This window comes from Amycolatopsis palatopharyngis, assembly GCF_003385185.1.
GTDB classification, from domain to species: domain Bacteria; phylum Actinomycetota; class Actinomycetes; order Mycobacteriales; family Pseudonocardiaceae; genus Amycolatopsis; species Amycolatopsis palatopharyngis.
Map to the genome: position 1 here is coordinate 40,988 of NZ_PQHZ01000036.1, position 24,373 is coordinate 65,360.

A 24,373-nucleotide genomic window follows, 5' to 3' on the forward strand; every position below is an offset into this window, starting at 1 on the left:
CAGGCAGGGTTGACAGGCTTGCCGCAGATCGGCGATCTCCTTGTGGGCAAGTCTCGTGTGGTCGCTGCTGGAGGAAGGCTGTACTGCGGCGGTGTGCGGCGCGCACGCTGCTGGACGAGGCGACCGGTGCGGGAGCGCCGTCCGGGGAGTACCTGTTCGCACCAGAGTTGTTAATCCGGGGTTCGACGGCGGCGGCGCCTGTGGACAGAAGGGCGGAGTAGCGAAGTGGAAGTGACGTCCACAGCTCCAATAGTGCACCGGTTTCAACTTCTGGGTAGCACGCGGCGCATGACGACCGACGTGATGCCGGCCCAGACGACTGTGATGGCAGCCCCGACGAATGCCACGGTCATCGTGCTTGTGCTCAGCGGTGTGGTGCCGCCCCGGCCGCCCGCGATCGCGAGCACCACCAGGACGCCGAGCGCGCCGGCGACGACAGTGCACAGCCACATGGCAAGCACCAGCCTGCGGATTCCCTGGAAAAACCGTAAATCGGTCTGGGAGGCAGCGGGCCCTCGCGAACCGGCGGCTGCGGCGCCCACATCGGCGAGCAGCAAGCTCAACGCTGCCCCACCGAGGAAGATCAACCCAAAGTAGAACAACGGATGAGTGCCGGTGGGCGCCGCTACCCCGAGCCAGACAAGTGCCACCAGCACGACCGCAGCAACACCGATTCCGGTGTTCGCGACGGTTCGTGCTGTCGAACGGACCACCGTCACTGCGTCACGCGCCAATCGGACTTGTCCTGCATGGCACAGAAATTCGACTTCACTTGCTCGTCATCAGCGGAGCAGGTGACGCAGGAACGCGGTGAACGCACGATCGGTGACGTGCAGGACGGGACTCGTTTCACCGAGCTTGGTGTCCCGGATCGCACGGGTGCCGTGCGCACAGCCAACTTCGACACAGTTCTCGCCGCCGCCGCTTCGGGACGACTTCCGCCAGGTCATGGGCTGCGGAAGCGGCACCGGCATCCTCCTACAACTCGGCAATCCGCCGATCGATCAACTCGATCGTTCGCCGCTCACTCAACGCGGCCACCCGTAGTTTGTCATAGGCCAGGTTATACGCGCGGGTGTGTTCGCGGCCGAGGTAGTCCGAGCCGGTAAGGCTTTCCACGTAGACGATCCCTGGCTTGCCTTCGAACAGGTTGACGATCGAGAAGGCAACGCCATGTGACGCATGTGCACCTCCATCGAACGGGATTACCTGAACGGTGACGTTTGGCAACCTGGCGAGATCCCGAACCTTCTCCAGCTGTCTCAGTAGCACCTTCGCGCCGCCTACCTGGCGGTGTAGCGCGGCTTCATCGAGCACTAGCCAGAGTCGGGGAGGGTTGTCCGCCGCAGTGAACCGGTCGGTACGGGAGGCACGTTCCTCGCTCATCCGTTCCAGCTCCGCCGGAGAGAACATGACGGCTTCCGACAGCATGGCGTGCGCATACTCCGGTGTTTGTACGGTTCCGGGGAAGCAGTCGATGTTGAACATCTTCACCTCGCGAGCGGCCGCCATCAGGTTCACGTACTTGACCGCCCACTCCGGCACTCGAGCCGGTGGTAGCCGCCGCCGAGAGTCTGTCGCGAGCTGCTGAAGCCGACCGGCTCGGTCATCAACGATCCCGTAGACCTTGACCGCCTTCGCAAGATCCTTGTCGGTGACCTTGGCGTCCCCCTGTTCGATCTTAGAGAGCTTGCCCGCGTACCAGCCGAGCGCTTTGGTCGCGTCTGCGGTCGAGAGGCCGGCAGATTCGCGCGCGTCACGCAGCTCCGCGCCGAGCAGGATGCGCTGCACCACGGGTCCAGGATCGGTTGCAGTCATCTCGTCATCCTCTCGCAACTACCACTGCTCGCGCTTCAAACCATCGAGTGAATTACGAACTAGAAATTCTAGTTTAGATTGTCAGCATGATCCGAGAGGCTGAGCACCTGGCTGCGATCACCCGTACCCGCGCTGGCGGGTTCCACTTCGTGCACCTGCGAAAGGGCGGCGAAGTGATCGCGATTCACGGCCAGCGGTGGCTGGCGGGCGCGGTCGACACGTACCTGGTGCGCGCGGCGGACGAGGCGATCGCGGCGCGCTACCGGGCGGAGGACTACGGGCTGACCGAGCGCGGCCCGCTGTGGCAACGCTGCGGTTCGGTCGCTGACGTCATCGCGGAACTGCTGGCGCTGCCGCCACACGGCGCACCCGGTGCACCGACATTGGAGCTACGCGATCGGACCGAACTCTGGCTTCCGGGTGCCATCCGAGGAAGGAACTGATGTGCGAGGTGTGGTCGTGGTGAGCGTGTTGCTCGCATTGGCAATGGCAGGCTGCTCCGGCGGGGCACCGCCGCCAGATCCCCGGCCAACGCCGTCGGGACCGCCACGGGATCCCGGGCAGCTCGATGTGCTGCCGGATTTCCGGCCGGCGGTGACCGTGGACCTGGTGCAGGGAATGCTCGGGGATCAGGCGCGGTACGCCACGGAACCGAAGACGAGTTCCCGAAGCCTGATCTGGCGTTTCGAGGGTGCGGTGACCCCACCGGGAGGCGGTGCACCCGTGCGGCCGACCCTGCTGGTGACGGCTGAGATCGTGACGTCCTTCAATGGATCCTCGATCGGACTCGCCCGGAAGCTCTTCGAGAACGGAATGCTCGATCCGGAGAAGTTCACCAAGATCGACATCCCTGGAGCGGACGATGCGGCGATGGCCCGCGAGTTCGAGGACTTCGGTGACGGATTGCCGCACAACCGCATCCGGATCACCACGCGCACCCGGAACGGACTGGCCGATGTCTGGTACCGGAATTCGCTGGTCAGCCAGGAGAAGCTGACCACGCAGGCGAAGGAGTTGGCGACCGGCCTCGTGGCCAGGTATGGCTGAGCTAGCGTCCGCGCAGTTCGGCTTCGAGGCGGTACAGCTTGGCGGTGAGTTCCTGTGGCCCGGCGCCGGACAGGCTCAGCCAGCCACTGGAGTCGACGCCTGCGGTGATCCGGCCCGCGTCTGTGTCTATCCAGAACGGCGGTTTGCTGGTTCGCCGTCGAGCGCCACCGCTGTCGCGGACTGCGGCGTAGAACTGGCCGACGTGGATGCGGGGCGCCTTGAGCCAACGAGCGATCTGCTTCGCATCGCGGGCGCTGCCGCCGTCGTGCGTCGGGTTGCCGCGTACGACGGCCTCGTAGTCGGCCTCGGCACAGGACATCGAGTGGACGTTGGCCGGCGGGGTGTCGGGCAGTTGCGCGATGAGGTCTTGTGCTGCTGTTTCCGGTCTGCCGGGCCAGAGGAACAACGTGTCGCTGTTGGCGATCGCGATCACGGCCTCTCTGCCGCTGACTGCCGTACGCACGGTGACGTGCGAACCGTTGATACTGGCCCAGGTGTAGAACTCCGTGCCCGGCCGCTGAAGCACCTGCACTGTGTCGAGGAAGCCGGGGCTGAGGCGGCCGCCGCGGGACAGCCCGAGCCGTTCCAGCTCGGCGTTACTGATGTCCCGCAGCTGCCTGCGCTCGTCTTCCGGGTACCACTTCTCGCCGCCGACGAGGGTGATGTGCGGTTCGCCGAGATTGTGCTCTTCCAGCATCGTCTTGTACGACAACAGGCTGATCTCGACGTGGTCGTGCAGCATGGCCCCCCTCGGGCTTCTAGTTCTTCTGTTCGCCGATAACAGGTGGTGTCGTGCGTTCGTAGCTGCCGCCGAACAGGGAATCGGGGTCGTCGCCGGGCAGCGTGATCTTGCGCTGGTGCTCCTCGTCCTCGCCGCCCTTGCCGCCACGTCCGCCTGCGCCCATGGGGCCGCCCATCATGCCCCCGCCACGACCACCGGACGCGCCCGCGGACCCGGCCGCGCCACCGCGCGCGGCGGCATTCTCGCCGGGCATGACCGCGCCAGTGCCCCGGCCCATACCGGGCTGCCCGCCGCCCGGGCCACCGGCACCGCCCGCGCTTCCGCCCATCGGCCCGAAGCCACGAGCCCCGCCGCCGTAGCCTCCGCCACCGGCGCCGCCGCTGCCGCGCGGTCCGAAGCCGCCGGTCCCGGATCCTGGCCCGCCGCCGGATCCGATGGGACCGAACCCACCACCGCCGCCGGGCGGGCCGAAGCCGGGGTTGCGCGGCGGGTTGGTGCCGTAGCCGCCGCGCGGGGGAGGCTGGTAACCAGGCTGCTGGGACGGTGGAGTCGGAGCGGTCCGCGACGGTGTGGTGCCGCTCCCGGGCGGCTGCCAGTTGGCGGCCGGTGGCACCTGCGTCTGCGGTGGCGGTGCCGGAGCCGGAGCCGGGCTCTGCACCTGCGGCGCAGGCGCGAACGGCGCCCCAGTCCCGCCGCTGTAGGCACTGGCGCTCGTCGGGCCGTTGTACCCACTGCCACTACCGACGTAAGGGCTACTACCGCCCGACTGCGTCACCGAGTCAGACCGCGAAGTCGCAACATTGCCCGAGTCCGCTTTGGCGTCGACCGGCGTGTATTCGACGGCAACACGGGGACGGTTCGTCTCAGTAATGCGCGAGTAGGCGTCGTACTGAGCGATGTTGTGCCGGCTGTTGGTGTCCCACTCGGCAGCGGCCTTTTCGGCATCACTGGCACCGATGGACATGTAGTCGAACAACCCGGAATCGTCGGGACGGTCAGTGCTGACCGGGCGAAGCGAACCACGAGTCTCGTGAAACGCCGAGTTCTGCTCGTACATCGACTCCCGAACGCCCTCCAACCTGTCGGCCGTTTCAGTGGAAGTCTTGATCAGGGGGTTCAGCCCGCCTGCCGTAGCATCTGCGCCCTCGCCCTTCCAGAACTTGCTCAGGGTTTTCTGACCGGTGCTCAGGGACTGAGCCATCTCGCGATGCACGACCTCGAGGCGATGTGAGGCTTGTTGCGCCGAATCCAGTCTCTGCGTTGTGTTGCAATTGGAGTTCATCTTCATGAAGATTTCCGCAGCGGTGTAAGCCATTATTGCCTCCCCTGCAGATACTCAATCGCAAACCCAGCGATCTTTGCGCCAATTGTGCATGGCTCAGAGTAGTTCGGGTGATCCTTCCGTAGGCTGACGGTGAGCGAGTAAACGCGGTCATCGCGGACCCCGACGGCCATGGCGCATTTGCCCTCGCGCTCCCCACCTTGTTCATACGCCACTGCGGGGTAACCCTTGACTGGTGGCAGTTCCTCGAACACGGTCAAAGTGCCTTGTGCCTGAGCCTTGTAGTACGTCCGCAAACCGTTAGCCCCGACCTCGAGATTGGTGCCCGCAGTTACACTTCCGAGAGAGAATTGGTCTTCGTCGTCGAAGAGCCAGGCGCAGGACTTGCTCTTGGCTGCGGTGTCCTCTGTCTTCGATTCGCCGACGGTTCCAGGGAGTTGCTCCATTTGTTCGGGCTTGGCGACGTCACAGGGCTTGGTGTCGATGCTGCTGGTGTCGAGCGGGTTCTCTACTGTCGGGGCACCGAAATTGGATGGACTTTGCGTCGCCGGTGTCGGTGGTGCTGTCGTGGGTGAACCAGCGGCGTTCCCGTCGTCACACCCACTGGCGAGGATAAGGGCGGCGCAAGCCAGTACGGTGGCGCTGACACTGCGGTGTCGCATTCAGGCTTCCTTCCCGCGCAGGGCTTCCAGCGCGGCTTCGTCCTGACGCTGGTAGGCGTCGTGGATGTCTTTCAGTGTGTCGATGTAAGCGTTGAGGAACGTTTTGTTGTTGCTGAACTGTGCGTTCCAGGACGCTCCGGCGCGGTTGGCGTCGTTGACGTAGCCTTCGCTGACGACCTCGTGTCCTGGCGGGTCGATACCGACAATCGTGTCAGCTTCCTTTTCCATCCGTCTTAAGTCATTTTCCACGACATCCTCGAGGTTCTGAATCACCTGAACCATCGCCTCCGGGTCGTACTCCCAGCCGCCGCCAGCCGACGCACTGGCAAAGTCGGCCTTGGCCTGCTGGCCACCCAATGCCGTGAAGTCCGGTGGTGGTGCCGGTGTCTCGCCCTGGCTGTACTGCACCTGCCCGGTAGGTGACAGTGGCAGTGGTGGCGCGCCTGGTGGAGGCGCTGCCGGTCCAGGGCTGGTGACGGCGTCGTACATGCCCTGCGGTCCGGCGGCGCCGGGTTCCTGTCCCACGATCATGCCCTCCCCTGCATGGTCAGCCTGGTGAGTGCGCCGTACCCCCGTACAGCACGTGTCCGTCGTCTCACTGACTGTCGCGAGGCCTGATTGTGCCACAGCGTTCGCCCGGACGGGGCAGTGTCGGCACAACTCGAAGCTGCCGGATTACCCCTGCTCAGGAACGGATTCGGTCCTGGCGCCGTCCCACCCCGCAACCGCGACCAGACCGCTGTACTCCGTTAGGCCGATTGCGAGGATCGCTCATGATCGGCTTCTCTGGGGACGCATGCCGAACTGAGGGGATCTGTCATGGCGTTTCTTCGTCCCGGGGCAAGGGAGCCGGGCGAGCCCGACGAGGACGCCTCTCCCCCTGCCGAGTCGCCCCGGCCGCCGTTTGACCCGTTCGATCCGAATCCGGACAAAAGGTACGAGGTCAAGGCCGACGACCTGCTGCGTCCGTTCCTCGAACCCGGTTCCGCAGGGCTGCTCCGCTGGCGAAAGCAGGCCAGCAACGCCCCGATCGTGCAGGTCGAGGACGCCTACATCACCGGCCGCCTCGAATTGCGGGCCGCCGAACTCCAGTATCTCTTCCGCTTCGAACGCTGCCGGTTCGAGAATCCGCCCGATGTGCGCGAGGCGACGATTCTCGGTCTCGTCTTCCGCAAATGCTGGCTTCCCGGATTGAAGGCCCGCAACCTGCGCAGCCGCAACGACGTCCGGCTCATCCGCAGTGTCGTCGAAGTGGAGCTTGGCGGTCGCGCCGACAACGAGACCACCGTCCGGCGCGCCAATGATCGCGATCGGGGCGTGCCCGACGCCGCCATCAACCTCACCGACGCCGTCATCGAGGGCTCGGTCGTACTCACCCGTACGCGGATCGAGCACCCGCGTGGCAAGGCCATCCAGGCCGACCGCCTCGTCGTCACCGGTGCGTTTCTCGCCTACCGGCTCGAGGCGCACGGGGAAGTCCGCATACCCGGCATGCGGGCCGGCGGTAACGTCAACTTCTCCGGCGCCTCCCTGCGTAACCCGGACGGTTTCGCCCTCAACGGCAACGGTCTGCAGATCGGTGGCAGCCTGCTGTGCGAGGTCGACACCTTCGGCCGCGCCGGTGACGGAAGACGGTTCTCCGCGAAGGGCGTCGTCTACCTCCCCAGCGCCACCGTCGAGAGCGACATCGTGCTGCGCGGGGCGAAGCTCGAGGTCAACCAGGACGGCCCGATCGTCGTGGACGCCTGGCGTACGTCCGATCCCTACGTGGACCCCCGGCCAGCGCTCATCGCCGACCGCGTCAAGGTCAGCGGGAACGTCGAAGTCAGCGACAGCTTCGTGGCCACCGGAACCCTGCGCATGGTCAACGCCCGAATCGGTGGCTCCCTGCGCCTTGCCGGCGCGCACCTGCGGATCCCGCGCGGGGCGGCCGAGCCCTACTACGACAGGGTGCTGCATCTGGACGGCAGTTCGATCAACGGTGACGTCCAGGCGACCGGGCTGCGCGCCGAAGGGCAGGTGCGCATGGCCGACGTCGAGATCGGCGGCAACCTCCTCGCCTGGAACGTGAAACTGCTGCACGCCGAACGCGATGTCGTGTCCGCGCGCCGCTCCAGAATCGCGGGAAACCTGCTGCTCACCGACTCCACAGTCGCGGGCACCCTGCGGCTGCAGGGCGTCGACGTCGGTGGCAGCATCGAACTGTTCGGTACCCAGCTCAGCAGTCCCGCAGTGGCGAAATCCAGCAGCTTCTCCGTCGATCTGCGCACCGTCCAGGTCGGTCGCGACATCATGTTGACCGCGAACGCCGACCGAGGTTTCTGGGCCGAGGGCGGGGTCAACATGGACGGCGCCACCGTCAAGCGGCGAGTCTCGATCACCGGCGCCACTCTGCACTCAACCCACCAGCACCAGATCGCGCTCGACGCGAGTGACGTCAGCGCCGACGAGTTCCTGCTGAATCCCACGAGCCCTCCTGATGGCCGCGTGATGCTGCGCCGCGCGCACTGCGCGTCGCTGGCGGACAACGAACACTTCTGGCAGGCCCGAGACGGCATCGAGCTGGAGGAGTTCCGCTACGACGCCCTGACCGAGCCCATCTCCCTGCGCGCCGACGACGTCGTCGAGCGGCGCATCGTGTTGTTGAGCAACGCCATGGACGGCTACCGGCCGGGTCCGTACGACCAGCTCGCCGCGATGCTGAGGGCCAGCGGCAACGAAGAACACGCCGCCACCGTGCTCTTCAAGAAGCAGCAGTTCCGCTACGACTCCCTCGCTCGCGGCTATCGCACCCTCGGCCCCGCCGTTCGCCTGTGGAGTCTGTTGCAGCGGTGGATGGTCGGTTACGGCTACCGCTCCGTCCGGGCACTCGGCTGGCTGCTCGTACTCCTGGTCGCGGGCAGCCTGTGGTTCTGGCTGCGACCCGACAACTGCGCGGGAGTGCCCGACCTGCAGCGGATCACCGAGACCCGCTGCGCGGTCAACGCCGACGACACCGGCCTCGACTGGAATCCGGTGCTCTACACCGTCGACCTCCTGGTGCCGATCGTCGACTTCGGCAACAAGGGCCGGTGGTACATGAGCGGAATGGACAAATGGGTGGCCACCGGATTCACCGCCACGGGCTGGATCCTGGCGACCACGGTCGCCGCTGGTGTCACCCGGATGTTGCGCCGCAACTGAGCTTCGGGGTATTGACCGGTTCCATACTGTAGGTATGTGAACCAACCCAATGCCACCGGCCGCATCGAGATCAACGCCTCGGCCGACGACGTCTACGCCCTGGTCAGCGATCCGGCGATGCTCGCGGAACTGGCCGAGGAGTACTCCACCTTCCGCTGGCTGGACGGCGCCACCCACGCTCAGATCGGGGCCCGCTTCCGCGGCGGCAACCAGCGTGGTCTTCGCCGGTGGAGCACCCTCGCCACCATCACCGAGGCGGCCGCGGCCGAGCGATTCGCTTTCGAGGTCACCTTCGCGCGCCTGCCGATCTCCAGGTGGCAGTACGACATCGAGCAGAACGGTGACGGCTGTGTGGTCACCGAGAGCACCTGGGACAACCGGCCGGGCTGGCTCAAACTGCCGACCTCGACGGCGACCGGCGTATTCGATCGCGACGAGCACAACCAGCGCAATATCGCCACCACCTTGCGCAGGCTGAAGGACAAGGCCGAAACCCGCTGATCGAGTACTCGGTAACGGATTACCGGAAGCTCGCGATCTACGTGCTGTCACCGCTCGGTGACTCGAACCACGTAGAGACTCGGGCTGCTCCATGCACTTCACACGTCACGTCGTCGGGCTCGTGTTCGTCGTCACCCTTGTTGGCCTTGGCGCGGGCTGCGGCCAGCACCAGGTCCCGCAGGCCAGGACGGCTCCGGCCACAACCACGCAGTCGACGGACACGGTCACCAAGACCCCGGAAGCAACCGGCACGGTCCCCTCCGCGCCCTGAGGCAGGCAGGGAACACCACGGCCGGAGTACTGGTTGACTCCGGACGTGACTTCCGTACGACCACAAGCGCGCGTGCGCGCCCCTGAACTCACCGGCGACATCTGGCTCAACACCGGCGGCGAGCGGATCCGGCTGGCCGAACTCCGCGGCCGCATCGTCCTGCTCGACTTCTGGACCTCAGGGTGCATCAACTGCCTGCATGTGCTCGACGAACTCCGGCCGCTGGAGGAGGAGTTCGCCGACGTGCTGGTGACCATCGGCGTGCACTCCCCCAAGTTCCTGCACGAGGGCGAGGCCGCCGCGATCGAGGCGGCCGTGCGCCGGTACGAGGTGCACCATCCGGTACTCAACGATCCGGACCTGGTCACCTGGCAGCAGTACGCCGTCAAGGCCTGGCCGACCCTGGTGGTCGTCGACCCGGAGGGCTACGTCGTGCACGTCGCGGCGGGCGAGGGGCACGCCGGGGCATTGCGGCGGGTGCTCTCCGAGCTGGTCGAGACCCACGAGGCGAAGGGCACTCTGCGCCGCGGCGGCAGTCCGTACGTGCCTGCCGAGGAACACGTCGGTGACCTGCGGTTCCCTGGCAAAGCTGTACTCACACCGAGCGAGACGTTGCTCGTCGCCGACACCGGGAACCATTCGATCGCCGAATTGGCTCCTGATACGACGACCGTGCTGCGCCGGTTCGGCAGTGGCGTCCGCGGCGGAGCCGACGGAACCGCGCAGGAGGCCAGTTTCGCCGAGCCCTCCGGGCTCGCCGTCCTGCCGCGGGAAATCGCCGAGCGGGTCGGCTACGACGTGCTCGTCGCCGACACAGCAGGGCACCGGCTGCGTGGTCTCGACCTGGACTCCGGCACCGTCCGGACGGTCGCGGGCACCGGTGAGCAGTGGCGGGACGGCCCGGTCGACGGCGACGGGACCGCACTCGACCTCACCAGCCCGTGGGACCTCACCTGGTGGGAACCCGCGGCGGGTGTGGTCGTGGCGATGGCCGGCAATCACACCCTCGGCCTCTTCGACCCGCTGACCGGCCGGATGTCCCGGTTCGCGGGGACGACGGTCGAGGGCCTGCGGGACGGCGTGGTCACCGAGGCCTTCTTCGCGCAGACCTCCGGGCTCGCCGCCACCGCCGACCGGCTCTGGCTGGCCGACGCCGAGACCTCGGCCCTGCGCTGGATCGAGCCCGAGGGCGACACCTTCACCGTGCGTACCGCGATCGGTGTCGACCTCTTCTCCTTCGGGCACGCCGACGGACCCGCGGCCGAGGCCCTGCTGCAGCACCCGCTCGGCGTCGCCGCACTGCCCGACGGATCGGTCGCCGTCGCCGACACCTACAACGGCGCCATCCGTCGCTACGAACCCGCGACCGAGGAGGTCAGCACACTCGCCGCGGATTTCGCCGAGCCCTCCGGGCTGCTGGTCCGGGGAACCGACGTGCTCGTGGTCGAGTCCGCCGCGCACCGGTTACGGCCTCTGCCCTCGGGCAGCGTCGACACGATCAGTGGCGAGGCACACGCCGTACGCCGCCCGCCGACCGTGCTCGCGCCGGGAGAACTCGAGTTCACGGTCGTCTTCGTGCCTCCGCCAGGGGAGAAGCTCGATGACAGGTACGGCCCGTCCACCCGGCTCGAGGTGAGCGCGTCCCCACCCGAGTTGCTGGCCGAGGGGGCCGGGGTGGGCACCGACCTCACGCGCACGCTGCGCCTCGCCGAAGGCCACGGCGAAGGTGTGCTGCAGGTCGTCGCGCAGGCCGCGAGCTGCGACAGCGACGCCGAGCACCCGGTTTGCCGGGTTACCAGGCAGGACTGGGGTGTTCCTGTTCGTCTCGAGGCGCAGGGTGAGCAAAAGTTGCACCTCGTCATGGCCGGTCCGGCAGGGGAGTGACGGTTAATATGAGCCCGTGTCAGACCACGAAAGGGCGGCCAGAACCGACGTGAAGCTCGAGATCCAGATGCTGCACGACCGGGTACTGGTCCGGATGTCGGGTGACGACGGTGAGCGGCGCAGTAGCGGCGGCATCGTCATTCCCGCAACAGCGCAGGTGGCGCGCCGTCTCAACTGGGGCGATGTGCTGGGTGTAGGCAATAATGTACGGAACGTGAAGGTCGGTGACCGCGTGCTGTTCAACCCCGAGGAGCAGCACGAGGTCGAGATCCAGGGTGAGGCTTACCTGGTGATGCGTGAGCGCGACATCCACGCGATGGCGAGCGAGCGCACGGAACACGGCACAGGGCTGTACTTGTAGCCACACAGGTCGGAGGGGCGCGTGCGGGACGAGCATTACTGGCCGGACTGGGACCCCGACCCGCAGCCTGCCGCCCGAACGGGCGAGATGCCTGCGGTTACGGCCGCCCCCCTCGATCCCTGGGCCGACTCTCCCGGCGTCGACCGCGTGGACGCCACTGATCCGGGCCCCGGCGACGACCTCGTCGAGGAGCTGTTGGACGCCGGTCCCGTCGTGATCCCGCCGCCCACACCGGCAGGCCGGTTCCGCCGTGGCCTCGGCAGGACGCTGATGGTCGCCGGCGGAACCGTCGCCCTGCTCGCGCTGCTCTACACGGTCGATCTGGTGCTGACCGTCGGCGACGTGCCGCGCGGTGTGACGGTCGCGGGCGTCGACGTCGGCGGGATGGAGCGCAACAAGGCCGAGTCCAAGCTGCGTCGTCTGCTCGAACCCCGGCTCGTCGAGCCGGTGCCGGTGCTCGCCGGTGATGTAGAGACCGAACTCGATCCCGTCGAAGCCGGCCTCGGCCTGGACTGGCCGGGAACACTCGAGCAGGCCGGGAACCAGCCCCTGGACCCGGTCACCCGCGTGGCGTCGCTCTTCACCACCCGCGAGGTGGGGGTGCTGACGACCGCCGATCCGGACACCCTGCGCGCTGCGGTGGCCGAACTCGCCGAGACGCAGCTCGACCATCCGCTCATCGAGGGAACGATCCGGATCGAGGATGTGCCGGGCACCGACGGCCTCGTACAGGCGGCCGCTGTGGAACCCAGGCAGGGCCAGCAGGTCCGTGATCTCGACACCGCCGCCAAGTTGGTGCGCGACGGGTGGCTGGGTGCGGGCGTGGAAATACCGGTAACGGTCACCCCGCCCAAAGCGACCGCGGCCGGGGTGCGGGCAGCGCTGGACGGCGTGGTCAACCCGATGCTGGCCGGCCCGGTTCCGGTCCGCGGTGAGGGCGGAGAAGCGGTGCTCAAGCCGAGCGTGGTCGGGGCGGCACTGCGCTTCGCCGCCCAGGACGACGGCAGCCTGCAGGTGCAGCTCGACCAGTCCGAGTTGCGCGACGTGCTGCAGCCCCAGCTCGCGGCGACCGAGGTGCCCGGCAAGAACGCGCAGATCGTCTTCACCGAGGACAGGCCGACCGTGCGGCCGTCCGAGCCGGGCCGGTCGATCAACTGGGAGAAGACCCTGGCGCCGTTCGTCGAGGTCGCGAGGAATCCGGAGCGTCCCGGCCTGCGCGTCGTCTACGACGTCGAACAGCCAGAGGTCACCACCGAGGATGCCGAGAAGTTCGGGATCAAGGAGGTCATCGGCGAGTTCAGCACCACCGGCTTCGATGGTGACGTAGCGCGAAATGTCGCCGCGATCGCCCGGGAGGTCGACGGCGCGATCATCGAACCGGGGGCCACCTTCAGCCTCGAGGGTCACACCGGGCCGCGTACGGCGTCGCAGGGGTACGTCACCGCGCCCGTCTTCGAGGACGGCAGCGGCCCGAGAGTGATCGGCGGCGGTGTCTCACAGTTCACCACCACGTTGTACAACGCGGCGTACTTCGCCGGGTTGAAGGATGCGGGGCACACCGAGCACGTGCAGTACTTCGACCGCTATCCGGTCGCCCGGGACGCGCGTTCCCTCGCCGAGGACGGCTCGGTGGTCGACCTGGCCTTCACGAACGACGGTGACACGGGGATCGCGATTCAGTCCGAGGTCTCCGGAGGTTCGGTGACCGTCCGTATCTGGGGCACCAAACGCTTCCGTGTCGAGAGCAGCACGGGTCCGCGCACGGAGGTGACCCCGCCGGGGATTCGGCTCGGGACACAACCGGACTGCACGCCGGAGCCGGGAACTCCGGGGTTCAGCATCTCGGACACCCGGATCTTCTACGACCTCGAGACGGGCGCCGAGGTGCGCCGGGAGACCCGGAACGTGCGTTATGCCGCGAAACCCGCCGTCTACTGCCGCTAGCGCTGAGGTCGCGGTGGCGGTGGCGTGCAGCGGGGTTTCGCGGACAAACCGTTTACCGCAGGACGACGCAGCCTCGTTCCTCCAGCTCACCCAGCCAGGACGGTGTCCGCAGCTGCTTGTTCCAGCGCAGGTCCAGTTTGTCGAGCCGGGGGAGTTCCAGTAGCGCGCTGGACAACTCCGTCAGCCCGTTGTCCCGCAGATCCAGCAGGCGGAGGTCGGCCAGTCCGGCGACGGCGTCCGGCAGCCGGCTGATCCGGTTGCCGCGCAGGTGCAACTCGCGCAGCGCATCGAGTTCGCCGATCGACTCCGGCAGCGTGCTGATCTTGTTGTGCTGCAGGCGCAGCTCGCGTAGTGCGCGCATGCGGCCGAGGCCGGACGGCAGTTCGGTGAAGGCGTTGTCCGTGGCACCCAGGTAGCGCAGCCGATCCAGGCCGCAGAGGCTTTCCGGGAGTTCGGTGAGCCGGTTGTCGGCGAGGTAGAGGTAGTCCGTCAGCTCGGTCAGCTCGCCGAGTTCGTCGGGCAGCCGGGTCAGCGCGTTGTGCCCGATATCGAGGGTGTGCAGCCGGTTCAACCTGCCGATCTCGGGCGGAATGCTGCTCAGGCGGTTGTCGGCGAGGTTGAGTACGCGTAGCTCGCGCAGGTCCCACAGCCAGGCGGGAACGGTCTCGAGTTCGTTGGCGTAGACGCTGAGGTGTTCGAGTTTGCTTGCGCCGGCCAGTCGGTCCGGCAGCGTGGTGAGGCTGTTGCGATCGAGGTCGAGCCGGACCAGTCCGTCCGGCTCGACCTCGGGTGGTTCGGTCAGTTCGGTCCCGGTGAGATCCAGCCAGCCGTTGTGCACGGCAGGAACCTACCGGTAGCGGGGGCTAGGACCTGTGCGCCGTCCGTCCACCCGCGATCTTCGGGTAGGCCGCCGCGGCGGCGATGACACCGATAACGGCCGCGCCCACCTGGAAGGCATGGCGGATCCAGTCGATGCCGTCGGTGTTTTCGACTCCGAACAGCCCGGCCAGCCAGTTGCCGATGAACGCGGCGATGATGCCGACGAGGATGGTGAGCCACATCGGGATCTTTTGATCGCCCTTGGCGAGCATTCGGCCGATCACACCGAGGATCAGGCCGACCACAATCGTCGTGATAATGCCCCAGATTCCGCCAAGCATGCCTTCTCCTTCTGCCGATTCTGCCTGAGCACGTCAGGTGTAGAAGCGTGGCACCAAGTCCCGCAGGTCGCCTCCGGATACCCGCGACCGGGTGATACCCGATCGGGGCCTCGGTGACGACTGGGGTCAGTGGCTGATGGACCTGCGCCCGTAGATTCCCGCCACGAGGGTCACGCCGACAGCCGCCAGGACGATCTGCGTGACGAGCTCGAGCCAGTCGAAGCCGTCGCTTTCGGCATAGCCGATGCCACGCGCGATCCAGGTGCCGATGAACGCGGCCGCGATGCCGACCACGATCGTGAGCCAGATCGGGATGCCCTGCTTGCCGGGAGCCACAGCCCTGCCGAGTACGCCCAGGATCAGGCCGACCACGATCGCGGTGATGATTCCGGTGACGGTCATCGTTTCTCCTCTGCCGACATGTCCGGGCGGCCCTGCCGGTAACCGCCCGCCTGTAGCGAGGGGGTTACCTCGGGTCTCCACCATCAAACGCTTCGACGATCGAGTTTGACGCGGAGTACTTATATATACTTGTGCTTATATACGTCATCCGTAATATAACTGCCGTGGATGTTTTCGAAGCGGTGGCCGAGCCGCACCGACGGGCACTGCTCGACCTGCTCGCCGAAGGAGAGCGGGCCGCCGGTGAGCTGGTGGCGAGCCTGCCCGAGCTCACTCAGCCCGCTGTGTCGCGGCATCTGCGGATCCTGCGTGAGGTGGGACTGGTCGAGATGCGGCCCGACGGGCAGCGGCGCATCTACGCCCTGCGGGCGGACGGGCTCGTCGAGATCGACGACTGGATCAGCCGGTACCGGCGCTACTGGCCCGGCCACCTCGACGCCATCGAGCGGCACCTCGCGGACACGTACCGACCGGAGCAGAAAACGGAGAAGTCATGACCGAGTATCCCCGCAACGGGAACCTGCACATTGACGGCGACCGCGCCACGATGTCGTTCCGGCGCCGTGTGCCCTATCCGATCGAAGCCGTCTGGGCGGCACTGACCGATCCGGACCAGCGCGCGAGCTGGTTCGGTGAAACCACGATGGAACCCCGCCGGGGCGGCATGATCGAGATGCTGCCGAGCGAGCCACCCGTCCCGCCGGACGTCAAGCGCATGACCGGCAGGATCCTCGTCTGGGAACCACCCGCGGCCGGTCGCACCGCCGTGCTCGAGCACGAGTGGAACCAGCGGATCGTCGAGGAGAGCGTGGTTCGCTACGAACTGGTCGCCGACGGCGAGGCGACGATCCTGACGTTCACGCACTCCGGGCTGTCTGCCCGCAACGCGAAGGGCTTCATCCCGGGCACCCACGCCTACCTGGACCGCCTGGAGGCCCAACTGGCAGGCGAGCCAGTCCCCCTCTGGTCGACCCGCTACGACGAGGTCGCTCCCGCCTACGCCTGACCGAGCACATGCCCCGTACAGCACGATGGCCGCTCCGAGCGGTATGCCCGAAGCGGCCATCGTGAACAACATCCCGCGGGAGGCGGGTCAGGCTTGGATCAGAACGCGGCCTCGTCGATGTCCATCAGGTCGTTGTCGGCGGCCTCGACGATCGCGCGCCGGGAGGTGAGCTCCGGCAGCACGGTCTTGGCGAAGAACGACGCCACGGCGACCTTGCCGTTGTAGAAGGCCTCGTCCTTGCCGGAAACGCCACCGTCGAGCTTCGTCAGCGCGATCTCGGCCTGCTGCAGCAGCTTCCAGCCGACCAGCAGGTCGCCGGCGGACATCAGCAGCCGCACCGAGTGCTGGCCGACCTTGTTGATGTTCTGCGGGTCCTCCTGCGAGGAGGTCAGGTAGCCGATCAGCGAGCCGAGCATGCCCTGCGTGTCGTCCAGCGCCTGCTTGAGCAGCCCGCGCTCCTGCTTGAGCCGGCCAGCGGCAGCACCGCCCGCTTCCGGGTCGATGGTCTTGGTGATCTCGGCGGCGATGTAGGCCAGTGCCTGGCCCTTGTCCCGGACGATCTTGCGGAAGAAGAAGTCCAGCGACTGGATGGCCGTCGTGCCCTCGTACAGCGAGTCGATCTTGGCGTCACGCAGGTACTGCTCGATCGGGTAGTCCTGCAGGAAGCCGGAGCCGCCGAGTGTCTGCAGCGACTGCACGAGCTGCTCGGTGGCGCGCTCGGAGCCGACACCCTTGACGATCGGCAGCAGCAGGTCGTTGACCCGCTCGGCCAGCTTCAGCGAATCCTCATCGCCTTCCTGGGTCCACACCTGGTCCTGGAAGGACGCGGTGTAGAGGTACACCGCTCGCAGGCCCTCGGCGTAGGCCTTCTGCAGCATCAGCGAACGGCGGACGTCCGGGTGGTGCGTGATCGTCACCCTCGGGGCGGCCTTGTTCAGCATGTTCGGCAGGTCGGCGCCCTGCACCCGCTCCTTGGCGTACTCCAGCGCGTTCAGGTAGCCGGTGGACAGCGTGGCGATGGCCTTGGTGCCGACCATCATCCGGGCGTACTCGATGACCTGGAACATCTGCGCGATGCCGTCGTGCACCTCGCCGAGCAGCCAGCCCTTTGCCGGGGTGCCGTGCTGACCGAAGGTGAGCTCACACGTGGTGGAGACCTTGATCCCCATCTTGTGCTCGACGTTGGTCACGTAGGCGCCATTGCGCTCGCCGGGCTCGCCGGTCTCGGTGTCGAAGTGGAACTTCGGCACCAGGAACAGCGAAAGGCCCTTGGTGCCCGGCTTGGTCTCGATTCCTGGGCCCTCGGGGCGGGCCAGGACCAGGTGCATGATGTTCTCGGTCATGTCCTGGTCGGCGGAGGTGATGAACCGCTTCACGCCGTCGATGTGCCAGGAGCCGTCCTCCTGCTGGACGGCCTTGGTGCGACCGGCGCCGACGTCGGAACCGGCGTCGGGCTCGGTGAGCACCATCGTCGCGCCCCAGGCGCGGTCGATCATGAGCTGCGCCCAGCGCTTCTGCTCTTCGGTCCCGTTCTTGTCGACGATCATCGCGAAGCTCGGGCCCGCCATGTACATGAACAGTGCCGGGTTGGCGCCGAGGATCAGCTCGGAAGCGGCCCACTGCACTGAGGGCGGGAGGCCGAAGCCGCCGAGGTGGTTGGGCAGGCCGAGGCGCCACCACTCGCCGTCCCACAGCTGCTGGTAGCTCTTCTTGAAGGCCTCGGGCAGCGTGGCCGAGAAGGTTTTGGGGTCGTAGACCGGCGGGTTGCGATCCGAGTCGGCGAACGATTCGGCCAGCGGGCCGACCGCCAGGTTGTTCAGCTCGGAGAGCACCCCGCGGGCGGTCTCCTCGTCGGACTCCTCAAGCACGCCCTTGCCGAGGCGGTCCTGGACGCCCAGCACCTCGAAGAGGTTGAACTCCAGGTCTCGCACGTTGCTCTTGTAGTGGCCCATTCGTCTCTCCGTGTTCCCAGCGGTGCCGGTTGCTCCGTTTTGTGTTCGCATGCCGGCAGTGCACGTCTTCCCGCGGACATCGCTGCCCTACTGGCCGGTAACATAAGCCTATTACCTGTGAGTAACCATCGGCAAGCGAGTTCACCTCGTTTGTGACGAATACAGCTTCGTCAAGGTGTGACGCCGGACACTTCGAAGGGTTCGGAGGTCACGCGACAGTGTTGGACGTCCGCTCCGCCTGGGTCGGCAGCGGTGTTTTCGCAGGCTGCTTCAGCGAGTCGTCCGGATGAATCACCAGCAACCCGGAGCGAAAGGCCGTCGTCACGGCATGCGTACGGTCTCGTGCCGACAACTTCCGCAGGATGCTCTTCACGTGGGTGCGCACGGTCTCCACCGACAGGTACAGCACCTTCGCGATCGCCGAGTTCTCCATGCCCTCGGCCACCAGCTGCAGCACTTGGTACTCCCGGCGGGACAACGGCATCTGCCCCCTTGCGGGCCCGGATCCGTCACCGGCGTGGGCGGGCTGACGTTTCGGTCGCGCGACCAGCGCGGTGAGCGCGGGATCGACGAACCGGCGTTCGGCATGCGCGCGGTGGATGGCTTCGGCGACTCGCCGCGGCTCGCCGGAGCGCAGGACGACACCGTGGGCTCCGGCGGCGATTGCGCAGGTCAGGAACTCGGCGGTGCGCGTCGACTCGCGCACGAGGACGACGACGGTCATCCCGGTGTCGCCGGCGACGAGCAGTCGCAGCAGGTGACACTGCGGATCCATGCCGGAGTCGATCAGCAACACGTCCGGGCGGACCTGTTCACACAGCTGCAACGCGGAGTGGTGGGTCCCCGCGTAGCCGGCCCAGTGCAGGCCCTGGGCGCGTTGCATCAGCACGGCAAGGCCCTCCCGGAAGATCGGGATCGGATCGACCGCGGCCACGCTCAGGCCCCGCGTGGCGCGGGTGGGCACTTGTGGTTGGCCTCTGTTCGTGCCCATAACTTGCGCCATTGGCTCTCCATCTCCACTTCACCCTGGTCAGGATGCGTTCGCTCACCACCTCCTGGCGGTGCTCCCCTGGGTGTCCGTCCGTTGCTCCCCGTGTGACTCGGGACGAAGCAGCCCGTGACGCTTTTGATGGTCATTCATCGATTCCGTGACGCATGTTCCCCCGAGAGGGGGGTCACACAGTGACGAAATCGTCGGCGAGTGAACACAAAGCGTTATGTGCCAGCGTTAGCGGTGTCCCCGTTGTCTGGATTGCCCGAAACATCGACGGCGAACCGTAGTCGGCGAAACTCCTCGGCCAACGTCGTCGGAGTCCAGTGGGCGTTCAGCCCGCTCGGATTCGGCAACACCCAGACGTTGGTGTCGCCCAGCCGCTCGTCCTGCCTGCCAATCGTGGCCTTCGGCCTGCCGAACGCGGTGCGGAAGGCCGTGATGCCCACCACGGCGAGCCAGGTGGGACGGAACTCGGCGACCTTCTGCTCCAGGATTCGATGGCCCTCGCGAAGTTCGTCCTGTGTCAGCTCGTCGGCGCGAGCGGTGGTGCGTGCGACCAGGTTGGTGATGCCGAGCCCGAGGGCGGGCAGCTCCATCTCCGCACTGGGATGCAGGAGACGCGGCGTGAAACCGCTTGCGAAAAGGGCGGGCCAGAACCGGTTGCCCGGCCGGGCGAAGTGCAGACCGGTGGCGCCGGAGTACAAGCCGGGATTGATGCCGCAGAACAGCACTCGCAGCCCCGGGGCGATGACATCGGGAATGGTGTGGTTGTACGCCGCCGCGAGTTCGTCCTTGGTCGGCCGCTGCTGCTGCCTCACGACGCCTTAGTCTGCCGCTTCCTGGGTACTACCGCTGGATGCAGAGCAGAATTCTCGCTGTTGTCCTCGATTGCCGCCGAAGCCGGGAGCAGGCCACGTTCTGGTGCGCCGCGCTCGGGTACGAGGTACTACGCCGCTGGCAGGATGCCGACGGGCTGACGTATGTGGAACTGGGGGCCGCGGGCCGCACCATGCTGCTCCTGCAGCCCGTGCCCGAGGAAAAGCGCGTCAAGAACCGCCTGCACCTCGACCTCGTCCCCGCCGACGGCGGCCAGTACGACGAGGTCGAGCGGCTGGTCGGCCTCGGCGCCACCGTGCTCTCCGACGAATCACGCCATCCGTGGGTGTTGCTCGCCGACCCCGAGGGCAACGAGTTCTGCGTCCTGCCTCCGCGCTGAGTGGCTCCCGCGTCATCCGTACCGGGGTGGCGAAGTTGCTCCCGGATGCGTACGCTGTGTGACCTGTCACACAAGACGGCGGCAAGGGGGCTGGCGCGGACAATGCCTGACATCGCCCTGGTCCTTGCGCTCGTCCTGATCGTCCTCATCGCTGCTGCGGCCACCGTCGCGCACCAGGACCGGCGTGCGCAGCGGCGAGATGCCCTGCGTAGACGGGCACGGTTGGCGAGCCTTGGCGAACCAGAGCCGGTACTGCTGCAGGTAGGGGAAGAGTATCGGTCGCGGCAGTACTGGTAGTGACCTGCGAACGCAGCAGCGCGAACAGCGCCGCCAGGATCCAGCCGAGAGCCGCTCCCGTCGTATTCGACATCAGGTCGTCGACGTCGAAGATGCGGTAGGCGAACGGCGCGGTGCCGAAGTTGGCGGTCAGCTGGGCGATCTCGATCGACGCCGACGCCCCGAAGCCGATCGCCAGAGCTCCGGCGAACCGGCGGTGCCAGAGCAGCTTGGCGAAGATCCCCAGTGGGACGAACAGGAGCACGTTCATCGCGAGCTGCTCGAACGCCAGCGTGCTCACCGGGCTCGCGGCGTTCTGGGACTCCCGGATGACATCGGCGATCCACTGCAGGGGTACCAGTTGGACGCTCTGGCTCAGGTGCGGTTCTCCCGAGGACGGCAGCGGCAGCAGTACGACAGCCACTGCCAGGCAGGCGTAAAGCGTGACGGCCGCCGTCGTGCCGACGCGAACCGGCTGGATCCGGCCGTAGCGGGCCTGGTGCAGGAGGAGCTGCGGGATCAGCAGTGTCCCCCACACCGCGAGAAAACCGAGTAAGCCGTACTGCAGGGCCGTTGCCTGTGCCGTCGTCATGCCTTGAAGTTATGGGCCGCGGCAGGCCGCTGACCTCGGTCGAACAGCTGGACGCGGATGACCGGGTCGGCCGAATGGACGATGGCCGAACGGTGGCGTGCCGGTTGCCGGATATGGGCGCATGCGGCACTTTTCCATCGAAATAGCGGGATCTCTTCTCCTGCGCCACTTCACCAGGCAAACTCCTCCGCCATGTGCGTCCTCAAGGGGATAGGACGCTGATGCGGAGGAACAATGACCAGATCACCCCGGCTCCTGCGTGCCGTGGCCGCGATCGCGACCACCGCGCTGGCCACGGTCGCGTTCGCGGGTACCCCTGCGGTCGCCACGCCCGACCGGACCACCGACGTCCGGATCATCGCGTTCAACGACCTGCACGGCAACCTGGAGCCACCAGCCGGATCGTCGGGCCGCGTCCGCCTGCCGGACGGCTCGACCGTGGACGCGGGCGGTGCCGCCTACCTCGCCACGCACGTGCAGCGTCTGCGGGACGAGGTCCGCAACTCGATGGTGCTCTCCGCGGGAGACAGCCTCGGCGCCTCGCCGGTCGTCTCTGCGCTGTTCCATGACGAGCCGACGGTGGAGTTCCTCAACGACCTCGACGTCGAGGCTTCGGTGGTCGGCAACCACGAACTCGACGAGGGCTACGACGAGCTGCGCCGGATACAGTCCGGTGGCTGTCACCCGGACGACGGCTGTCAGTTCGACCGCAAGTACAAGGGCACGGACTTCCCGTTCCTCGGCGCCAACATCTACTTCGACGACGGCACGCCCGCGATGCTGCCGTTCACCATCGAACGCTCCGGCGGTATCCCCGTCGGCATCATCGGCGCCACCCTGCAGGACCTGCCGGACGTGGTGACTCCGGAAGCCATCGAGGGGCTCGAGTTCGGCGACGAGGTCGAGGCCATCGACCGCGCCTCCCGCATGCTCGATCGCTTCGGCGTGAAGTCGCAGATCGTGCTCCTGCACGAGGGTGACAACACCGAGGGTGGTGGCCCGAACGACTGCCGGATCACGCCGGGAGCCGCGGCGCAGATCGCCGCGAAGGCCGCACCGCAGGTCGACGCCTTCTTCACCGGGCACTCCCACCAGCAGTACAGCTGCATGATCGACGACCCGGCAGGCAACCCGCGTCCGGTGATCCAGGGGGCGTCCTTCGGCAGGCTGCTTTCCGTCGTCGACCTCACGATCGACCGCAGGACCCGAGACGTGGTCCGGGAGCAGACCAGCGCACACAACGAGATCGTCACCAGGGAAGTCGCGCCCGATGCCGATGTCGTCGAACTGATCGATCGGGCCAACGAGAAGGCCGCACCGATCGCCAACGAGCCGATCGGCACCATCACCGCCGACCTGGTCCGTGCCGGTGGCGAATCCGGTGAGTCCCCGCTCGGCTCGGTGATCGCCGACGCTCAGCTGGAAGCCACCCGCACCAACGACGCACAGATCGCGATGACGAACCCCGGTGGGATCCGCACCGACCTCGTCTACGAGTCCTCGGCCAATGGCGAGGGCGATGGTGTCGTCACATACGGCGAGGCATTCGCGGTGCAGCCGTTCTCGAACATCATGCAGACCATCACCCTCACCGGCGAGCAGCTCAAGCGGGTGCTGGAGCAGCAGTGGCAGGCAGAGGCCACACGAATCCTGCAGATCTCCTCGACGCTGAACTACACCTACTCGGCGTCCGCGCCGATCGGGTCGAAGGTCTCGGAGATGACGATCGAGGGCACGCCGGTCGACCCGGCCGCGGAGTACCGGGTCTCGGTGAACAACTTCCTCGCAGCGGGCGGGGACGGGTTCACCGAACTCACCAATGGCACGAACCTGTCCGGTGGCCCGGTGGACCTGGACGCGCTGATCGCCTACTTCGGCGCGAACCCGGGCATCGCACCGCCGCCCACGGATCGGATTACCGTCGTTCCATGATCACGCTCAGGGCCGCCTCGGAAGCCGATCATCAGACCCTGGTCCGCGCCATCCAGGCGTGGTGGGGGGACTCGCGCTCTCCAGAGGCGGCCCGTGAGCTGGCGCTGCTGTTGCCGAGGTTGTTCCTGCAGCACTTCGCGACGACGAGCCTGGTCGCCGAGACCGATGATGGTGCGGTGGCCGGATTCCTGGTCGGGTTGCACTCTGCCGACGACCCCGAGCTGGCGTACGTCCACTTCGTCGGCATCGAACCGGGACACCGGGGCAGCGGCCTGGCGCGCAGGCTGTACGGCACATTCTTCGAGGCAGCGGCGGCGGCCGGCCGACGGACCGTCAAGGCGGTCACCTCCCCCGGCAACCACGGTTCCATCGCGTTTCATCGAAAACTGGGCTTCCGCCTGGAACCCGGTGACACGGTCGTCGGCGAGGTGCCCGTGCACTCCGACTACGACGGCCCGGGCCAGGACCGGGTGTGCTTCGTCCGGGACCTGTGAGCTGCCACCCGGGAACTTGTGGTCAGCACCTGACTCAGGCCCCGGCGAAACCGCGCAGGGCCTTCGACGAGGACAATGTGCGGAATGGGGAAGACTTATGAGCGCATCGAGGGCCGGCTGCGGGACTTCATCGAGGAACAGCCGGTCTTTTTCGTCGCCAGCGCGCCGTTGAACGAGGAAGGCCACGTCAACCTTTCGCCAAAGGGCCGGGCCGGCACACTCGCCGTGCTGGACGAGCAGACGGTGGCATACCTGGACTTCGGCGGCAGTCACGCCGAAACGCTGGCACACCTGCGGGAGAACGGCCGGATCACGCTCATGTGGTGCGCCTTCACCGGCCCGCCGAAGATCGTCCGGGTGCACGGACAGGGCGTGGCGGTGTTCCGCGACGACCCACGCTGGGACGAGCTGATCGGCCACTTCGCCGAAGCCGAAGGCGCGGGTTTACGGGCGATCGTGGTGGTACGTGCCAGGCTGATCAGCGACACCTGCGGATTCGCCGTGCCGTTCATGGACTACCGCGAGGAGCGCACGCTGCACGCCGAGCACTTCGGCCGCAAGACCGACGAGGAGTTCCGCGCCTACTGCGAGACCGCGCCGTACAACGGCACCAGCATCGACGGCCTCCCAGCCCCCCCCCCCCCCCTCCCTCCC

At 67.0% G+C, this 24,373-nt stretch carries 28 protein-coding genes; 14 read left to right on the forward strand and 14 right to left on the reverse strand.

All coding sequences use genetic code 11. From position 1 onward, the window contains the following. Positions 1 to 263 precede the first annotated feature (263 nt). The 3 genes from D0C15_RS23870 to D0C15_RS23880 form a co-directional block, all read right to left on the reverse strand. Complete coding sequence (locus tag D0C15_RS23870) at positions 264 to 713, reverse strand: hypothetical protein (RefSeq protein WP_245976158.1); 450 nt, start codon at positions 711 to 713, stop codon at positions 264 to 266. A 69-nt stretch (positions 714 to 782) separates the two neighbouring features. After that, positions 783 to 974: a DUF397 domain-containing protein gene (locus tag D0C15_RS23875; protein WP_116049537.1), complete on the reverse strand. Its 192-nt coding sequence runs from the start codon at positions 972 to 974 to the stop codon at positions 783 to 785. Between the two features lie 4 nt (positions 975 to 978). Continuing rightward, entirely contained in the window at positions 979 to 1,818 is an 840-nt protein-coding gene (locus D0C15_RS23880; protein WP_116049539.1) for a helix-turn-helix domain-containing protein, read from the reverse strand. Positions 1,819 to 1,904: 86 nt separating this feature from the next. Between D0C15_RS23880 and D0C15_RS23885 the strand changes: the two genes are divergently transcribed. Together D0C15_RS23885 and D0C15_RS23890 are read left to right on the forward strand one after the other, a co-directional pair. Next, a complete protein-coding gene (locus tag D0C15_RS23885; RefSeq protein WP_245976160.1) occupies positions 1,905 to 2,261 on the forward strand; it encodes a hypothetical protein in 357 nt (118 codons plus the stop codon). Between the two features lie 19 nt (positions 2,262 to 2,280). Further along, the gene (locus D0C15_RS23890; RefSeq protein WP_162830228.1) at positions 2,281 to 2,865 is read left to right on the forward strand and encodes a hypothetical protein; all 585 of its coding nucleotides are present in this window, start codon (positions 2,281 to 2,283) and stop codon (positions 2,863 to 2,865) included. Between the two features lies 1 nt (position 2,866). On the opposite strand, the gene D0C15_RS23895 is transcribed toward D0C15_RS23890, so the two are convergent. The 4 genes from D0C15_RS23895 to D0C15_RS23910 are packed head-to-tail and all read right to left on the reverse strand — an operon-like array spanning position 2,867 to position 6,076. After that, positions 2,867 to 3,607 carry an ESX secretion-associated protein EspG gene (locus D0C15_RS23895; RefSeq protein WP_116049544.1) on the reverse strand — a complete coding sequence of 247 codons (741 nt, stop codon included), beginning with the start codon at positions 3,605 to 3,607 and terminating at the stop codon, positions 2,867 to 2,869. A gap of 16 nt (positions 3,608 to 3,623) precedes the next feature. Then, positions 3,624 to 4,922 carry a hypothetical protein gene (locus D0C15_RS23900; protein WP_116049546.1) on the reverse strand — a complete coding sequence of 433 codons (1,299 nt, stop codon included), beginning with the start codon at positions 4,920 to 4,922 and terminating at the stop codon, positions 3,624 to 3,626. Further along, on the reverse strand, positions 4,922 to 5,551 hold the full coding sequence (locus D0C15_RS23905; RefSeq protein WP_116049548.1) for a DUF3558 domain-containing protein: 630 nt from the start codon (positions 5,549 to 5,551) through the stop codon (positions 4,922 to 4,924). The genes D0C15_RS23900 and D0C15_RS23905 overlap by 1 nt, the downstream gene beginning before the upstream one ends. Next, positions 5,552 to 6,076 (reverse strand): hypothetical protein, encoded by a 525-nt coding sequence (locus D0C15_RS23910; RefSeq protein WP_245976161.1) that lies wholly within the window; start codon positions 6,074 to 6,076, stop codon positions 5,552 to 5,554. It lies immediately after the preceding gene. Positions 6,077 to 6,370: 294 nt separating this feature from the next. Here D0C15_RS23910 and D0C15_RS23915 point away from each other — a divergent pair, with 294 nt between their 5' ends. The 6 genes from D0C15_RS23915 (at position 6,371) to D0C15_RS23940 (ending at position 13,695) form a co-directional block, all read left to right on the forward strand. Beyond that, positions 6,371 to 8,734, forward strand: a complete 2,364-nt coding sequence (locus D0C15_RS23915; protein ID WP_116049552.1) for a translocation/assembly module TamB domain-containing protein — start codon at positions 6,371 to 6,373, stop codon at positions 8,732 to 8,734. 36 nt (positions 8,735 to 8,770) lie between these two features. Continuing rightward, positions 8,771 to 9,235, forward strand: a complete 465-nt coding sequence (locus D0C15_RS23920; protein ID WP_116049555.1) for an SRPBCC family protein — start codon at positions 8,771 to 8,773, stop codon at positions 9,233 to 9,235. Between the two features lie 91 nt (positions 9,236 to 9,326). Continuing rightward, positions 9,327 to 9,506 carry a hypothetical protein gene (locus D0C15_RS23925; protein ID WP_116049558.1) on the forward strand — a complete coding sequence of 60 codons (180 nt, stop codon included), beginning with the start codon at positions 9,327 to 9,329 and terminating at the stop codon, positions 9,504 to 9,506. A gap of 72 nt (positions 9,507 to 9,578) precedes the next feature. Next, on the forward strand, positions 9,579 to 11,390 hold the full coding sequence (locus D0C15_RS23930; RefSeq protein ID WP_116049560.1) for an NHL domain-containing thioredoxin family protein: 1,812 nt from the start codon (positions 9,579 to 9,581) through the stop codon (positions 11,388 to 11,390). Between the two features lie 67 nt (positions 11,391 to 11,457). Continuing rightward, complete coding sequence (locus D0C15_RS23935) at positions 11,458 to 11,751, forward strand: GroES family chaperonin (protein WP_116049607.1); 294 nt, start codon at positions 11,458 to 11,460, stop codon at positions 11,749 to 11,751. 21 nt (positions 11,752 to 11,772) lie between these two features. Continuing rightward, on the forward strand, positions 11,773 to 13,695 hold the full coding sequence (locus D0C15_RS23940; RefSeq protein WP_116049563.1) for a VanW family protein: 1,923 nt from the start codon (positions 11,773 to 11,775) through the stop codon (positions 13,693 to 13,695). A gap of 52 nt (positions 13,696 to 13,747) precedes the next feature. Here the strand turns inward: D0C15_RS23940 and D0C15_RS23945 are convergent, their stop codons facing one another. From D0C15_RS23945 to D0C15_RS23955, 3 genes are all read right to left on the reverse strand, one after another. Further along, a complete protein-coding gene (locus tag D0C15_RS23945; RefSeq protein ID WP_425455417.1) occupies positions 13,748 to 14,464 on the reverse strand; it encodes a leucine-rich repeat domain-containing protein in 717 nt (238 codons plus the stop codon). Positions 14,465 to 14,558: 94 nt separating this feature from the next. Beyond that, positions 14,559 to 14,855 (reverse strand): GlsB/YeaQ/YmgE family stress response membrane protein, encoded by a 297-nt coding sequence (locus D0C15_RS23950; protein WP_116049567.1) that lies wholly within the window; start codon positions 14,853 to 14,855, stop codon positions 14,559 to 14,561. Between the two features lie 126 nt (positions 14,856 to 14,981). Continuing rightward, the gene (locus tag D0C15_RS23955; RefSeq protein WP_116049569.1) at positions 14,982 to 15,257 is read right to left on the reverse strand and encodes a GlsB/YeaQ/YmgE family stress response membrane protein; all 276 of its coding nucleotides are present in this window, start codon (positions 15,255 to 15,257) and stop codon (positions 14,982 to 14,984) included. A 164-nt stretch (positions 15,258 to 15,421) separates the two neighbouring features. Between D0C15_RS23955 and D0C15_RS23960 the strand changes: the two genes are divergently transcribed. Then, the gene (locus D0C15_RS23960) at positions 15,422 to 15,754 is read left to right on the forward strand and encodes an ArsR/SmtB family transcription factor (protein ID WP_116049571.1); all 333 of its coding nucleotides are present in this window, start codon (positions 15,422 to 15,424) and stop codon (positions 15,752 to 15,754) included. After that, the gene (locus D0C15_RS23965) at positions 15,751 to 16,263 is read left to right on the forward strand and encodes an SRPBCC family protein (protein ID WP_116049574.1); all 513 of its coding nucleotides are present in this window, start codon (positions 15,751 to 15,753) and stop codon (positions 16,261 to 16,263) included. The genes D0C15_RS23960 and D0C15_RS23965 overlap by 4 nt, the downstream gene beginning before the upstream one ends. A gap of 98 nt (positions 16,264 to 16,361) precedes the next feature. On the opposite strand, the gene D0C15_RS23970 is transcribed toward D0C15_RS23965, so the two are convergent. From D0C15_RS23970 to mug, 3 genes are all read right to left on the reverse strand, one after another. Beyond that, the gene (locus tag D0C15_RS23970; RefSeq protein ID WP_116049576.1) at positions 16,362 to 18,215 is read right to left on the reverse strand and encodes an acyl-CoA dehydrogenase; all 1,854 of its coding nucleotides are present in this window, start codon (positions 18,213 to 18,215) and stop codon (positions 16,362 to 16,364) included. A 208-nt stretch (positions 18,216 to 18,423) separates the two neighbouring features. Then, positions 18,424 to 19,206 (reverse strand): LuxR C-terminal-related transcriptional regulator, encoded by a 783-nt coding sequence (locus D0C15_RS23975; protein ID WP_245976162.1) that lies wholly within the window; start codon positions 19,204 to 19,206, stop codon positions 18,424 to 18,426. 224 nt (positions 19,207 to 19,430) lie between these two features. Then, positions 19,431 to 20,027 carry a G/U mismatch-specific DNA glycosylase gene (gene mug, locus D0C15_RS23980; RefSeq protein WP_116049580.1) on the reverse strand — a complete coding sequence of 199 codons (597 nt, stop codon included), beginning with the start codon at positions 20,025 to 20,027 and terminating at the stop codon, positions 19,431 to 19,433. Between the two features lie 38 nt (positions 20,028 to 20,065). Here mug and D0C15_RS23985 point away from each other — a divergent pair, with 38 nt between their 5' ends. Beyond that, complete coding sequence (locus D0C15_RS23985; RefSeq protein ID WP_116049582.1) at positions 20,066 to 20,425, forward strand: VOC family protein; 360 nt, start codon at positions 20,066 to 20,068, stop codon at positions 20,423 to 20,425. 145 nt (positions 20,426 to 20,570) lie between these two features. Here D0C15_RS23985 and D0C15_RS23990 read toward each other — a convergent pair whose 3' ends face one another. Next, positions 20,571 to 21,293, reverse strand: a complete 723-nt coding sequence (locus D0C15_RS23990; RefSeq protein WP_116049584.1) for a VanZ family protein — start codon at positions 21,291 to 21,293, stop codon at positions 20,571 to 20,573. A 234-nt stretch (positions 21,294 to 21,527) separates the two neighbouring features. Between D0C15_RS23990 and D0C15_RS23995 the strand changes: the two genes are divergently transcribed. From D0C15_RS23995 to D0C15_RS24005, 3 genes are all read left to right on the forward strand, one after another. After that, the gene (locus D0C15_RS23995) at positions 21,528 to 23,225 is read left to right on the forward strand and encodes a bifunctional metallophosphatase/5'-nucleotidase (RefSeq protein ID WP_116049587.1); all 1,698 of its coding nucleotides are present in this window, start codon (positions 21,528 to 21,530) and stop codon (positions 23,223 to 23,225) included. Next, the gene (locus D0C15_RS24000) at positions 23,222 to 23,719 is read left to right on the forward strand and encodes a GNAT family N-acetyltransferase (protein WP_116049589.1); all 498 of its coding nucleotides are present in this window, start codon (positions 23,222 to 23,224) and stop codon (positions 23,717 to 23,719) included. The genes D0C15_RS23995 and D0C15_RS24000 overlap by 4 nt, the downstream gene beginning before the upstream one ends. A gap of 84 nt (positions 23,720 to 23,803) precedes the next feature. Next, positions 23,804 to 24,373: pyridoxamine 5'-phosphate oxidase family protein (locus D0C15_RS24005; protein ID WP_162830229.1), on the forward strand; the 570-nt coding region annotated here is incomplete at its 3' end.

Bases quoted from the DNA above. Each gene is read 5' to 3' on its own strand.
- D0C15_RS23875 (WP_116049537.1), bottom strand. From the start codon at position 974: ATGCCGGTGCCGCTTCCGCAGCCCATGACCTGGCGGAAGTCGTCCCGA.
- D0C15_RS23880 (WP_116049539.1), bottom strand. From the start codon at position 1,818: ATGACTGCAACCGATCCTGGACCCGTGGTGCAGCGCATCCTGCTCGGC.
- D0C15_RS23885 (WP_245976160.1), top strand. From the start codon at position 1,905: ATGATCCGAGAGGCTGAGCACCTGGCTGCGATCACCCGTACCCGCGCT.
- D0C15_RS23895 (WP_116049544.1), bottom strand. From the start codon at position 3,607: ATGCTGCACGACCACGTCGAGATCAGCCTGTTGTCGTACAAGACGATG.
- D0C15_RS23900 (WP_116049546.1), bottom strand. From the start codon at position 4,922: ATGGCTTACACCGCTGCGGAAATCTTCATGAAGATGAACTCCAATTGC.
- D0C15_RS23905 (WP_116049548.1), bottom strand. From the start codon at position 5,551: ATGCGACACCGCAGTGTCAGCGCCACCGTACTGGCTTGCGCCGCCCTT.
- D0C15_RS23915 (WP_116049552.1), top strand. From the start codon at position 6,371: ATGGCGTTTCTTCGTCCCGGGGCAAGGGAGCCGGGCGAGCCCGACGAG.
- D0C15_RS23925 (WP_116049558.1), top strand. From the start codon at position 9,327: ATGCACTTCACACGTCACGTCGTCGGGCTCGTGTTCGTCGTCACCCTT.
- D0C15_RS23935 (WP_116049607.1), top strand. From the start codon at position 11,458: ATGCTGCACGACCGGGTACTGGTCCGGATGTCGGGTGACGACGGTGAG.
- D0C15_RS23950 (WP_116049567.1), bottom strand. From the start codon at position 14,855: ATGCTTGGCGGAATCTGGGGCATTATCACGACGATTGTGGTCGGCCTG.
- D0C15_RS23955 (WP_116049569.1), bottom strand. From the start codon at position 15,257: ATGACCGTCACCGGAATCATCACCGCGATCGTGGTCGGCCTGATCCTG.
- D0C15_RS23965 (WP_116049574.1), top strand. From the start codon at position 15,751: ATGACCGAGTATCCCCGCAACGGGAACCTGCACATTGACGGCGACCGC.
- D0C15_RS23970 (WP_116049576.1), bottom strand. From the start codon at position 18,215: ATGGGCCACTACAAGAGCAACGTGCGAGACCTGGAGTTCAACCTCTTC.
- D0C15_RS23975 (WP_245976162.1), bottom strand. From the start codon at position 19,206: ATGGGCACGAACAGAGGCCAACCACAAGTGCCCACCCGCGCCACGCGG.
- D0C15_RS23985 (WP_116049582.1), top strand. From the start codon at position 20,066: ATGCAGAGCAGAATTCTCGCTGTTGTCCTCGATTGCCGCCGAAGCCGG.
- D0C15_RS23990 (WP_116049584.1), bottom strand. From the start codon at position 21,293: ATGACGACGGCACAGGCAACGGCCCTGCAGTACGGCTTACTCGGTTTT.
- D0C15_RS23995 (WP_116049587.1), top strand. From the start codon at position 21,528: ATGACCAGATCACCCCGGCTCCTGCGTGCCGTGGCCGCGATCGCGACC.
- D0C15_RS24000 (WP_116049589.1), top strand. From the start codon at position 23,222: ATGATCACGCTCAGGGCCGCCTCGGAAGCCGATCATCAGACCCTGGTC.